Origin of the sequence: Chlamydia abortus (assembly GCF_002895085.1) — a bacterium.
Taxonomy (GTDB): domain Bacteria; phylum Chlamydiota; class Chlamydiia; order Chlamydiales; family Chlamydiaceae; genus Chlamydia; species Chlamydia abortus.
The window spans coordinates 961,654-973,353 of record NZ_CP024084.1 but is presented as its reverse complement, the minus strand read 5'-3'; the positions used below and the strand labels follow the sequence as shown (position 1 = coordinate 973,353).

Sequence of the window (11,700 nt, the reverse complement as noted above, 5' to 3'; positions counted from 1 at the left end):
CTACACCTGTGAGAGCCTAGGTAAGAAATCATCATCAAAACATTAAGGGATCTTATATTGCGAGTAGTCTTGCTTTTTGGTAATGCATATCCTATAATTTCGTTATTTATATTCTTGTGAAGTGCTTTTAGGTCTGATAAATGGTGAACAGAGAAGTAGATATCGATATCTTGGAAAAGATCTCCGGAACTCTTAAACAATTGAGTATAGAGATCATTCAAAAAGCTGGTTCTGGTCATCCGGGATTACCTTTAGGTTGTGCGGAACTTGCCGCTTACCTGTACAGTTATGTTTTACGACACAACCCAAAAGATCCTTTATGGATTGATAGAGATCGTTTTGTCTTGTCTGCAGGGCACGGTTCAGCTTTGTTATACGCCTGTCTTCATCTTGCTGGGTATGATGTCTCTTTAGAGGATCTTCAGCAATTTCGTCAGCTGCATTCCCGAACTCCCGGTCATCCAGAATTTGGAGAGACAGAGGGGGTGGAAGCAACTACAGGACCTTTAGGCCAAGGATTAGGTAATGCTGTAGGTATGGCTTTATCTATGAAGATGCTCGGCGTTCGCTTTAATCGTCCTGAGCATGAAATTTTTAATGGTAAAGTATACTGCCTGGCTGGTGATGGATGCATGATGGAAGGCGTGAGCCATGAAGTCTGCAGCTTTGCAGGGACCTTGGGTTTAGACAATCTTGTCGTGATTTATGATTATAACAATATTGTCTTAGATGGTTTCTTAGGAGAAGTCAGTTCAGAAGATGTAAAAAAACGTTTCGAGTCTTACGGCTGGGAAATTTATGAAGTTGATGGGTACGACTTCTTAGGCATTCATGAAATTTTTGTGAAAGTTAAGCAGTCTCAGCAGCGTCCTGTATTAATCATTGCCCACACAGTCATCGGGCATGGCTCTCCTAAAGAAGGCAGCCATAAGGCGCATGGATCTCCTTTAGGAGAAGCTGGCGTAGAACAGACAAAACGTTTCTGGCATCTGCCCGAAGAGAAGTTTTTCATTTCTCCTGTAGTCAAGTCTTTCTTTTCTAATAAGTTGCATGAAGATCGCAAAGTTCAAGAAGAGTGGCAAGATAATTTTCGTGTTTGGTCTCGTCTATTCCCTGACTTGTATCAAGAGTTTCTTTCATTAAAATCCCCGCTCTCCTCAGAGCAACTAGAGATCATCCTTGACGGCGTAGTCATGCCAGACAACATAGCTGGACGCGCAGCATCTAACAAGATTATTCAAGACTTAGCTAAGAATATCCCTTCTCTTATTGGAGGATCAGCAGACTTATCGAGTTCTGATGGGACCTGGATAACCGACGCTAAAGATATGAATAGCCACGATTTCTCGGGTAGAAATATTAAATACGGTGTTCGAGAATTTGGTATGGGGGCGATTATGAATGGCCTCGCTTACTCACAAGTGTTTCGGCCTTTCGGAGGAACATTCTTAGTATTTTCTGATTACCTAAGGAATGCGATTCGCTTAGCTGCTTTAGCCAAATTACCCGTGATTTATCAATTTACCCATGACTCTATTTTTGTGGGTGAGGATGGTCCTACCCATCAGCCTATAGAACAGATTATGTCGTTACGAGCCATTCCAGGTTTGCAAGTTATCCGTCCTGGGGATGCTAATGAAGTCAAGGGCGCTTGGCATGCTGCATTGCGTTATGCCGGTCCCACAGCATTGATACTTTCCCGGCAAAATTTACCTACACTCGCGCAAACACATCGACCCTTTAAAGAAGGTGTCGGCCGAGGAGCTTACATTGTTTTAAAAGAGACTCAAGGAAAACCAGATTATACTTTATTTGCTACAGGATCGGAGTTGCACTTAGCTTTAGCTGTAGCTCAAGAGCTGATCCATTTGGATAAAAAAGTCCGTGTCATTTCTTTCCCTTGTTGGGAGTTATTTGAACAGCAAGATTTTGAATACCGAGAAAGTGTGATCGGTGGCGATTTAGGTTTAAGAGTATCTATAGAGGCAGGGTCGGCATTGGGCTGGTATAAATATATCGGTGCGAATGGCTTAGCTATTGCTATGGATAGATTCGGTTATTCTGGAGCTCCCGCTGATGTAGCGGAAGCTTGTGGATTTACTGCAGATTGCATTTTGCAGAGAATTCTTTCTCAATAATCGCTATCGGAGATGCCAGAATCTTTAGGCATAGTATCATCAGCCTCTCCAATTTCCATATGCGGCAAGCCTTTGTTGGCTTTTGTGGGGCGGTTTTGCAGTACTGTGTCTAATCTTGAAATGACATCAATGCCCGTAGTGATGTGATCTTGTGTGTATGTCTTCAGCACGTGATTCCCACTTGCCTTAGTTTTTATTCCTTCCCTTCTCAAGGGTAAGTCGGAAATAATCAATAAACCTCCTACGGGAAGGTTTCTTCTGTAACCTGCAGAAAATAGGGTGGCACACTCCATTTCTATAGTTTGCGCTTTATTTTCATAAAGTTTCTTTCGGAACTCTTTATTGAACTCCCAAAAACGGATATTTGTCGTGTGCGTAATGCCAATATGGTAGCTCGATTTTTTCTCTTCTAATATTTCTGTGATCGTTTTTTGCACGATGAAATTTGCTAAAGCAGGCACTTCGGGAGGGAAATAGATATCCGAGGTTCCTTCTCCTCGAATACTTGCTATGGGGACAAAGTAATCCCCAACCTGATAGTGCGAGCGTAAACCGCCACACATGCCAAGCATAACGGCAGCTTTTAAGTTAGGGAGAAAAGAACATAAATCTATAGTTAAAGCTGCTCCAGGAGATCCTAATTTAAAATCTAAAATAGACGTGTTGACTTGGGGAGCGTGTGCTGCAGAAAACATAGATCCTTTGGAAATAGGTACCTGATAAGCTTCTGCAAATACGTGGGTATAGTGAGCAAAGTTCGTTAAAAGTAGGTAGGGACAAAATTCTTTAATAGATGATCCAGAATAACGCTCCAGCGTATCCTGGGCGATTTTGGCTTCATTAGTTTTCGTTTCTTTATGCTTAAACATGCTTTTGCTCCCTAGTTTAACTAGATGTTGTCGATGTCAAATAATCACTTTCTTTATACTGCGTATAGGAAAATTGCACGTCTAAACTAAAATCAATAGATATTAATCGCTATACTTATCCTGCCACACACAAGACATTCTTCTGGACAAAGGAGAAAATCCTAGATAACATAAATAGGAGAATTTTAAGGATAAAAGGCCCCATGGTTCGTGTAAGTACTAGTGAATTTCGTGTAGGATTAAGAATAGAAATTGATGGTCAACCCTATTTGATTTTGCAAAATGACTTTGTAAAACCAGGAAAAGGCCAAGCCTTTAATAGGATTAAGGTAAAAAATTTTCTTACAGGAAGAGTCATTGAAAAGACGTTTAAATCTGGAGAATCCGTAGAAACTGCAGATGTGCGAGAACAACAGATGCGTTTCCTTTATTCAGATCAAGAAGGTGCTACCTTCATGGATGATAAAACATTCGAGCAAGAAGTCATCTTCTGGGACAAAATAGAAAATATCCGTCAGTGGCTATTAGAAGACACTATCTATACATTAGTTTTATACAATGGTAATGTTATTGCGGTAGAACCTCCAATTTTTATGGAACTGACTATTGCGGAAACGGCACCAGGTGTACGTGGAGATACAGCTTCGGGAAGAGTATTAAAGCCTGCAGTAACAAATACTGCAGCAAAAATTATGGTTCCCATTTTCATAGAAGAAGGTGAAGTTGTAAAAATAGATACACGTACAGGAAGTTATGAATCCCGCGTTTCCAAGTAGCTTCGGATTATAAGAAGTTCTATTGTGTAAAAAGTACGATTTTCTTAGATTCCGTGGTATGGGAACAAAAAAAATAAAAGAGCTATCTGCGGAAGCAGAGTTGCTGAAAAAACTACGGGATCAAGCTTTAGCCCTCGAAGAACAAAAGAAGAGGCAAGTGTGGATTGAAAAGCTTATAGCTATGCCTGAATCCACCCGTGACCTTTCTCACTGCGAAATACCTGATACTCCAGAGGTATTTCGTGCCATTGCAGAAAAAATTTGTGAAGAAGGTGTCTAGCTATTCTCCACAGTTTCTTCTATTTTTCATCTTGTCGTTTTCTTAAAAAATTACCAAGACTCCAAATTGGCTTCTATAGAGATTTTTAGAGGCTCTTGCGTATTTAAGAGATTTGTTATCGCTGCAGTATATACATGGTATCCTTGAGGATACAGGTCGATAATGTGAAAACGAGCATTAGAAGGTAACGAGACAGAGCCACTGTTTAAAATCATATTTGGTGCGTGATCTTTGAAGTTATAGACAGCAGCCTGATGATTATGGCCGTGAAGATATAAACGCACATTAGGATACTTTTTCAAAACATGTTGTAAAAGCAGATGATTAATTAAATCATGAGAAGGGTCTTTTGTAGGTAAGAGAGGATAGTGATTGGCAATGATTATGTTTTCCTTAGGAGGAAGACTGAGAATAAAGTTCTCTAAAACAGAAATTTGTGATGATTTGATCATGCCATTTGCAGAAAACCATCCGTTTAAACACGAACAATCCAGTAAGACCAACCACCAATGATCTATGAGTTTGTTAAAGGAAATTTGTTCGTTTTGTAATTGTACATTAGGGAAGTAGTGATAGAAGGTCTGCTGATTCAGTGCTTGTTGCGTATAAACGTCATGATTCCCAGGAAGTACATACACAGAGGCATTTTGTGCTAGGGTATTCACAAAGTCTTGAGCGAGTAGAAATTCGGCGTCTAAAGCTGTAAGAGAAAAGTCACCAGTAATACAAATACTATCCGCTTGCAGTTGTACAGCTAAATCAGGAAAACGTTTGGCTATGGTTGAAGACTGAAAGGTCACACCACCAAATACTTGGCGTAATGCCCCTTTAAATCTCTTATTGAAACAGGTTAATGGATTTTTAGGGAAAACACAGAAATGCACGTCAGAGATATGAATAATACGATGAGCTTGTGAAGGTTTATTATACATATCACCCTGTTCCCCAAAAGGCTGGCATAATTTATCCGCACAATCAGCTGATAAAAAAGCTTACCTGTTTTCTCTACCTAACTCTTCTTAAGGTCTTGTACTGATCTTCAACTATTCAAGTTCTTTTTTACTAAGAAACACCACACAATAGGACAATGTTTATCTCCGAAAAAAAACGGAAAACAGTGTTCTCATTCTAAAATATTTCCGGACTCAGTACTAAAAAGACTTATAGTACTGAGTCGGGATTTTCTTATTAACAGCTTTATTTGCAGATCTTATGGGATGGGGCTAGGATTTTAGGCTTTTCAGTCTGTCAGACGAACCGTTGGCATAAAGAAAAGATGTTTTCACCTAAGCGTAGAGAATAGTTTATTTGTCGGCATGGGTAATGATGACTTTTGAGGATAGGATTTTCAATCCTGTTTCCAAGGCTAAGGAGAAAATATCCTCGATTTTGGATAGAGGATCTAGAATGCCTGAGGCAATAAGGTCTTCAATTTGTTGAGAAATGACATTCATCCCTAAACTAGGTGTGGATAGAGATAACAGTTTATCTAGAACGACCTGGCTTTCTAGTTTCATATTGCTGATGAGTTGTTCTAAAGGAGCTCGACAACACATGTGTAAAATCTTTATGGCTGCTCGTTCTTCTTCTGAGAGTTCTTCCTGATCACATAGATGTAAAGAAGCATAAAATAGACCCGCACCTCCTCCAGGAATGTAGCCTTTGTCTACCGCAGCAGTTAATGTGGAAAGGGCTAAAGAATAGAAAAGTTTATTTTCTTCGCGTACAGGGACTATAGCAACAGAACTCTGTAAGCGGTGCTTTCTCTTGATTAATGTAGTTTTTCTCTCCTGACAGGAGCTCGTGCGAATTTCTTCTTCGATTTGGTGTATTTTTAATGCTAAAACTTCAGAAACACTATGCCCACGAATGATGATGGTTTCTTCTTCGGAAATTTTTATAGAAGCACATGAACCTAAAGATACACGCTCGGGCAACCGTATGGTTGGAGAAAAATCCTGAGAGAACACATTCGTTCCTGTGAATAAGGTGATATCCTCAAACAACGAGGGATCAAGATCCGGGTGTCTACTCAAATCAACAACAACAATGTCGAGGAGATCTTCAAGTTTATTCACAGTGAATGTAGAAAGAACATCCGGATCTATACCGTTACAAAAAATCAGTAAATGTTCTCCATGTTCACGTAACTCTTGCAATAGAGGAAGAAAACTAAGGAAGGTAGAAATTTTTTTGTCAGTAACGAAAACACGAGGTTGTGAAAGTGTGAGGATCCTCTGGGGAGATGGAGAAATGAAGTAAGGAGAAATATAGCCACAAGGGATTTGTAATCCTTGTGTGATCTGCATATGAGACATCTCCAGTTGTGATAATGATATAAATCCATCAGAACCGACAGATGAAAAAGCCTCAGCCATTTCTGTGGCAATCGTTAAATCTGGAAGGGCAGAGAAAACAATGCCTTTCGCTTTATTCCCATCTTTTAAAGGCCAGGCATGCTTTTTCAAAGATGTTAAAAGCTTTTCGCTCATTTTTCTTAACGCAAAGCAGAGTTTATACAGCGATAAGCCTTGATCTAAAAAAAAGTAGCTTTCCTTGAGAAGAGTATAAAGTAAAATGATACCAGTCGTTACACCATCAAGATATTTCTTATGAATGTGCTTAGCCATAGCTTTGACAAAATCCACACCAATGTTTTCATAAGGATCCACAAGAGTGATGCGCGATAAGACCAGATAGCCTTGATTCTCGAAGAAAGAGCGAGAGGAAATTCGAGGACCATAATGATCCTTGATAGAATGAAAGACTTGATCTATACCATGGAAAAGTTTTTTATCTGTATCGTACAGGGAATTTTCCTTGTCTAACATGGGTAGTCTCCAAGAGAAACCTTAGGAAAAATTCACACTACCAAGTCATTTTTTAGTGCACAATACCTTAGATAAAAAAGGTAAAAAGAAAGGTGGCACCCGGAATCGAACCGGGGATAGAGGCTTTGCAGGCCTCGGCCTTACCGCTTGGCTATGCCACCAAGAAAGCGAAAGGAAACCCTAGTTTAAGCGAAATATGATTTTGTAGTCAGTAGGAAATCTTCCTCGTACCCTACAACGTTGCTTGCATTCATGTAGTATATTTATTTATATTAATGAACAGAATATTTGAAATGCCTCAAAACTTCATCCTAGAACTTGTAAATGGTATGCTCGTGAGAGCACATTTGCTTGAAGAGTATATGTTTAGTAAGAGAAAAAAGGCCAAGGAATGCGATCTATCTTATTAGAAGATTGGGTAACCCTAATGTTATCCAATGTAAAATACCCAAGGTCTGGGAAAAAGATTTCTGGGGTTGCCATTGATAGCCAACAGGTGCGACCAGGCGATTTGTTTTTCGCTCTTTCTGGACAGTGTACGGATGGTCATCGTTTTCTCAAACAGGCCGCGCAATCTGGAGCCGTAGCCGCCGTTGTGTCTAAAGATTACCAAGGGGATTCCTTTGGTTTAGAATTAATCGTTGTTAATGACACTACAGAAGCTTTGAAAGAAGCAGGAGAAAGTCAAAGTCACCTATTGCAAGGAACAATTGTAGGGATTACCGGTTCCATAGGGAAGACAACCACTAAAGCTTTCACACAAACTTTGCTTTCTTCCGTGTATCGGGTGTATGCTAGCCCTAAAAGCTATAATTCCCAACTTACCGTGCCTTTAAGTTTACTCATGGCAGATGGAGACGAAGATTTTGTCATTTTAGAAATGGGAGTTTCTGAACCAAAGAATATGCAGGATTTACTCTCTATAGTAGAACCTGAAGTTGCTGTAATTACTAATATCACAGATCAACATGTTATGAATTTCCCAGATCAGGGTGTCCAAGGCATTGCTGAAGAAAAAAGCCAGATTTTATGCAATAGTCGTGTGCAACTTCTTCCCAAGGACTCTCCTTGGTACCCTCACTTCATCAAACAGTCTATGTCTGCGGAGAAGTTTTCTTTTGCTTTTTATGATGAGACAGCGGATTTTTATTATAAGGTTATTCGTAAGGATAGCGTAGTCATCAGCACTCCTGAAGGGGATATAGATTTCGCTGTAGCATTCCCATACAAGCCCGCTTACAGTAATTTGTTAATTTCTCTGTCTTTAGCCTGGCTTCTTGATGTCCCTGTCGATAGAATTATTCATTCCTGTTGTGATTTACAGCTTCCGCCTATGCGTTTTGAGCAAAGTATTCGTAATGGCATTCAAATCATCAATGATGCATACAATGCTTGTCCAGAGGCAATGCTTGCTGCTTTGGATGCAATTCCTCATCCTTCAGAAGGGGGGAAAGTCATACTTATCTTAGGCCATATGGCAGAATTAGGAAATTATTCTGAGGAAGGCCATACCGTGGTTGCCAATAAAGCTTTATCTAAAGCCAATATTATTTTCTTTATTGGCGAAAAGTGGTTGCCTATTCGGCATCTAGTAAAACATGGCGCTTGTGAAGTTTCTTTCTACCCATCTGCTCAGGGAATAGAAGAGATGTTAAAGAAAGTCGTCCAGCAAGGGGATATTGTCTTGCTAAAAGGATCACGGTCTTTGGCTTTAGAATCTCTATTGAGCTGTTTTTAATTTTCAATACTTTACTTATGAATTCTGGATTTTATCTTCATGAATCTTTGGTTTTTTTTCTGTTAACAGTATTTGCTCTGGCATTTATTCTCGGGATCTTCTTAGGCAAGCCCGTAATACGTTGGCTGAAGAAACGTAATCATTATGATCAAGTACAAAAAGAATACTGTGAAAAATTAGAAGTTCTTCATCAAGATAAAAAATATACGCCTACAGCTGGAGGCATTCTTTTCTTTATCGTTTTGTTACTCACCATTTTTTTTTGGTTGCCCCTAGGGAAACTCTCCACATGGTTATTTGCGTTTTTGATCATCAGTTGGAGCAGCCTCGGGTGGTACGATGATATAGTGAAAAAAAGAAAAAAGAAAGGACATGGTATCTCAGCAAAACAGAAATTTGTTTTGCAGCTTTTGATATCCGCAGTGATCACAACCGCAGTGATGTATATATATAAAGGGACTTCTCTATTTTACACTTTGAGAGTTCCTTTTTTCGGATCTGTTTCTCTCGGGCATTCTGTTTTAGGACAGGTGTTTTATTTTATTCTAGCAGTACTCGCTATCGTCGGAACGGGTAATGCAGTCAATCTTACTGATGGTCTTGACGGTTTGGCAGCAGGAACCACGTGTATGTGCGCTTTTGGTTTGCTGGTGGTTGCGGTTACAAGCACGACCATACCCCTCGCGACTGACATCCCTGTACTATTAACTGCATTGCTAGGAGTCAGTCTGGCTTTCCTAAAATACAATTGTTCTCCGGCACAGGTTTTCATGGGAGATACAGGATCCTTATTGATAGGAGGCGTGTTGGGTAGCTGTGCTGTTATGCTTCGTGCGGAATTACTATTAATTTTACTCGGAGGGGTTTTTGTTGCAGAAGCAGGGTCTGTAATTTTACAAATTGCTAGTTGCCGGTTCAGGAAAAAGCGTATTTTCTTATGCTCCCCACTACATCATCACTACGAGTATAAAGGTGTCTCAGAAACTCAAGTGGTTAAGCGTTTTTGGACAGCAGGATTTTTCTGCATGGTTTTCGGGATCATCGCAGCATTATGGAGATAATTTGTGAATAATCGACGTGTCTTAGTCTTGGGATCAGGCGTTACAGGAAAATCTGCAGCCGAGTTTCTCCGTAATCGCGGAGATTACGTTATTGGTGTCGATGGATCGGCAGAAGCTCTACATTCTTGCCACTTCTTTTGTGAGCGTTATTTAGATAGCGCCGAAGAATTCCCTGAGGATATAGACTTATGTGTACGTTCCCCAGGAATCAAAACTTCCCACCCTTTTGTAGTAGAAGCAAAACATCGAGGGATTCCTATTGTTACTGACATACAGTTGGCGTTTCAAGATCCTGAATTTCATCGTTATCCTTCCCTCGGAGTCACAGGATCCGCAGGGAAAACCACCACCGTGTTGTTTTTGGTCCATCTCCTACGTTCTGTCGGGATGTCTGCTTGTGCTATGGGAAATATTGGTTTCCCGATACTTCAAGCCATGTATCAGAAAGGTATCCGTGTTGTGGAAATTAGCTCGTTTCAATTGGCTGAACAAGAAATCGAGATCCCTGTGCTTTCCGCAGCTGCTATTTTAAATATTTCAGAAAACCATTTAGATTATCATTACACCCTACAAGCCTATACCGAAGCAAAAAGTCATATTGCTAAATGTTTGCAATCTCCTGAATCTTTATGGGTTGGCGATGGTGTTTCTTTTGGAAAATCCTATCTAGAAGCTACTAGAGAAATCAATTTAGTTTTAGATAAAGGGAGTGCATTAAAACCATTATACTTGCATGATAGGAATAATTATTGCGCAGGCTACGCTTTAGCTAATGAAGTGACCAAAATTCCTTTGGAATCGTTTTTACAGGCTGTTCTTACGTTTGATAAACCTCCCCATAGGATAGAATATCTGGGAGAAAAAGATGGCGTGCGCTATATCAACGATAGTAAGGCTACAACTATGAGCTCAGTAGAAAAAGCTCTAATAGCTGTAAAAGAAAACATTATTGTTATTTTGGGGGGAAGAAACAAAGGAAGTAACTTTGCTTCTTTGATTCCAGTCCTTACGCAAACTGTAAAACATGTTGTGGCTATGGGGGAGTGTCGGACAGAGATTGCCCAAGCTTTATCTAGTAGTAATCTTCCTTTAACACAAGCTCAAGATCTACAAGAAGCAGTCCATGTAGCCCAGAGTATAGCACAGCCTGGTGACGTAATTTTATTATCTCCTGGATGTGCAAGTTTTGATCAATTTCGTAGCTTCGAGGAAAGAGGAGATTGCTTTAAGCAATTGGTAGGTGAGATGGAGGCATTAAAGATATGAACCGTAGAGATACGATTATAATCGCAACTTTAGTGAACGCTGTTTTGGTGCTAGTACTCTTTACTACAGCAAAGCATGCAGATAAGAAGAATGCCGATGTATTATGCCCTCCCTTGCCTACGAAACTTGTTGAATTTGTCCCTCCTCCTGTAGAAAAAGTACAGGAAAAAGTCGAGAAGATCGAAAAACCTGTCGTAGAAACGGTTCCACAGCGTGTGTCTAAAGAAGAATTGGCTGTGCAATTTGCAGAAACTAAGTCTGTAGTTGTCAAAGCCCCTCCAACACCGCATGTTCCTCAAACGACTTCTCCTGCGCCAGTTGCACCTCCTACACCTCCAGAACCAAACACCCAAGTGACTAAAGAAACTCCTAAGAAGGAAGCTTACGCCACGGTTGTTGTCAAGAAAGGAGACTTCTTAGAACGTATTGCTAAGGCAAATCATACAACTGTCGCTGTACTTATGCAGATCAACGATCTATCTTCTACCCAATTGAAGATAGGTCAAGTACTGAAAGTCCCTGTATACGATAAGCAAGAAACAACTAAGAATCCTCAAGTGAAAGTAGCGAGTGCTGAGGATTTTTATACTGTCCAAGAAGGAGATAGCCCTTGGACCATAGCGTTACGTAATCGAATTCGTCTTGAAGATCTATTAAAAATGAATGATCTTGACGAACAAAAAGCTCGTAAACTAAGACCCGGGGATCAGTTGCGTATACGATAGTTTCTCTTTAGGCCGA

The 11,700-nt window shown here is 40.1% G+C and carries 10 protein-coding genes and 1 tRNA gene; 7 read left to right on the top strand and 4 right to left on the bottom strand.

The genetic code is table 11. From position 1 onward, the window contains the following. Positions 1-140: 140 nt before the first annotated feature. Complete coding sequence (gene tkt, locus CHAB577_RS04410; protein ID WP_045071969.1) at positions 141-2,138, top strand: transketolase; 1,998 nt, start codon at positions 141-143, stop codon at positions 2,136-2,138. Here tkt and CHAB577_RS04405 read toward each other — a convergent pair. Then, positions 2,132-3,007 carry an AMP nucleosidase gene (locus CHAB577_RS04405; protein WP_011097367.1) on the bottom strand — a complete coding sequence of 292 codons (876 nt, stop codon included), beginning with the start codon at positions 3,005-3,007 and terminating at the stop codon, positions 2,132-2,134. The two genes, tkt and CHAB577_RS04405, sit on opposite strands and share 7 nt — an antisense overlap. Before the next feature lie 203 nt (positions 3,008-3,210). Between CHAB577_RS04405 and efp the strand changes: the two genes are divergently transcribed. Continuing rightward, positions 3,211-3,783, top strand: a complete 573-nt coding sequence (gene efp, locus CHAB577_RS04400) for an elongation factor P (RefSeq protein ID WP_011097366.1) — start codon at positions 3,211-3,213, stop codon at positions 3,781-3,783. A 58-nt stretch (positions 3,784-3,841) separates the two neighbouring features. Next, positions 3,842-4,063 (top strand): hypothetical protein, encoded by a 222-nt coding sequence (locus CHAB577_RS04395; RefSeq protein WP_035395373.1) that lies wholly within the window; start codon positions 3,842-3,844, stop codon positions 4,061-4,063. Positions 4,064-4,113: 50 nt separating this feature from the next. On the opposite strand, the gene CHAB577_RS04390 is transcribed toward CHAB577_RS04395, so the two are convergent. The 3 genes from CHAB577_RS04390 to CHAB577_RS04380 form a co-directional block, all read right to left on the bottom strand. After that, positions 4,114-4,995 carry a metallophosphoesterase family protein gene (locus CHAB577_RS04390; protein ID WP_011097365.1) on the bottom strand — a complete coding sequence of 294 codons (882 nt, stop codon included), beginning with the start codon at positions 4,993-4,995 and terminating at the stop codon, positions 4,114-4,116. Between the two features lie 372 nt (positions 4,996-5,367). Further along, complete coding sequence (gene groEL3, locus CHAB577_RS04385) at positions 5,368-6,894, bottom strand: variant chaperonin GroEL3 (protein WP_011097364.1); 1,527 nt, start codon at positions 6,892-6,894, stop codon at positions 5,368-5,370. A 90-nt stretch (positions 6,895-6,984) separates the two neighbouring features. Then, a tRNA-Cys gene (locus tag CHAB577_RS04380) sits at positions 6,985-7,055 on the bottom strand. A 230-nt stretch (positions 7,056-7,285) separates the two neighbouring features. Between CHAB577_RS04380 and CHAB577_RS04375 the strand changes: the two genes are divergently transcribed. The 4 genes from CHAB577_RS04375 to CHAB577_RS04360 are packed head-to-tail and all read left to right on the top strand — an operon-like array spanning position 7,286 to position 11,684. Beyond that, on the top strand, positions 7,286-8,632 hold the full coding sequence (locus CHAB577_RS04375) for a UDP-N-acetylmuramoyl-tripeptide--D-alanyl-D-alanine ligase (protein WP_011097363.1): 1,347 nt from the start codon (positions 7,286-7,288) through the stop codon (positions 8,630-8,632). Positions 8,633-8,649: 17 nt separating this feature from the next. Continuing rightward, positions 8,650-9,693, top strand: coding sequence for a phospho-N-acetylmuramoyl-pentapeptide-transferase (gene mraY, locus CHAB577_RS04370; RefSeq protein WP_011097362.1), 1,044 nt, complete (start codon positions 8,650-8,652; stop codon positions 9,691-9,693). A 3-nt stretch (positions 9,694-9,696) separates the two neighbouring features. Further along, positions 9,697-10,959, top strand: a complete 1,263-nt coding sequence (gene murD, locus CHAB577_RS04365; protein ID WP_011097361.1) for a UDP-N-acetylmuramoyl-L-alanine--D-glutamate ligase — start codon at positions 9,697-9,699, stop codon at positions 10,957-10,959. Continuing rightward, positions 10,956-11,684, top strand: coding sequence for a muramidase family protein (locus tag CHAB577_RS04360; RefSeq protein WP_011097360.1), 729 nt, complete (start codon positions 10,956-10,958; stop codon positions 11,682-11,684). The genes murD and CHAB577_RS04360 overlap by 4 nt, the downstream gene beginning before the upstream one ends. The last annotated feature ends 16 nt before the right edge of the window (positions 11,685-11,700 follow it).

Excerpts from the sequence above, each read along its gene's own strand:
- CHAB577_RS04395 (WP_035395373.1), top strand. The coding sequence starts at position 3,842 with ATGGGAACAAAAAAAATAAAAGAGCTATCTGCGGAAGCAGAGTTGCTG.
- CHAB577_RS04390 (WP_011097365.1), bottom strand. The coding sequence starts at position 4,995 with ATGTATAATAAACCTTCACAAGCTCATCGTATTATTCATATCTCTGAC.
- tkt (WP_045071969.1), top strand. The coding sequence starts at position 141 with ATGGTGAACAGAGAAGTAGATATCGATATCTTGGAAAAGATCTCCGGA.
- CHAB577_RS04375 (WP_011097363.1), top strand. The coding sequence starts at position 7,286 with ATGCGATCTATCTTATTAGAAGATTGGGTAACCCTAATGTTATCCAAT.
- CHAB577_RS04405 (WP_011097367.1), bottom strand. The coding sequence starts at position 3,007 with ATGTTTAAGCATAAAGAAACGAAAACTAATGAAGCCAAAATCGCCCAG.
- groEL3 (WP_011097364.1), bottom strand. The coding sequence starts at position 6,894 with ATGTTAGACAAGGAAAATTCCCTGTACGATACAGATAAAAAACTTTTC.
- mraY (WP_011097362.1), top strand. The coding sequence starts at position 8,650 with ATGAATTCTGGATTTTATCTTCATGAATCTTTGGTTTTTTTTCTGTTA.
- CHAB577_RS04360 (WP_011097360.1), top strand. The coding sequence starts at position 10,956 with ATGAACCGTAGAGATACGATTATAATCGCAACTTTAGTGAACGCTGTT.
- efp (WP_011097366.1), top strand. The coding sequence starts at position 3,211 with ATGGTTCGTGTAAGTACTAGTGAATTTCGTGTAGGATTAAGAATAGAA.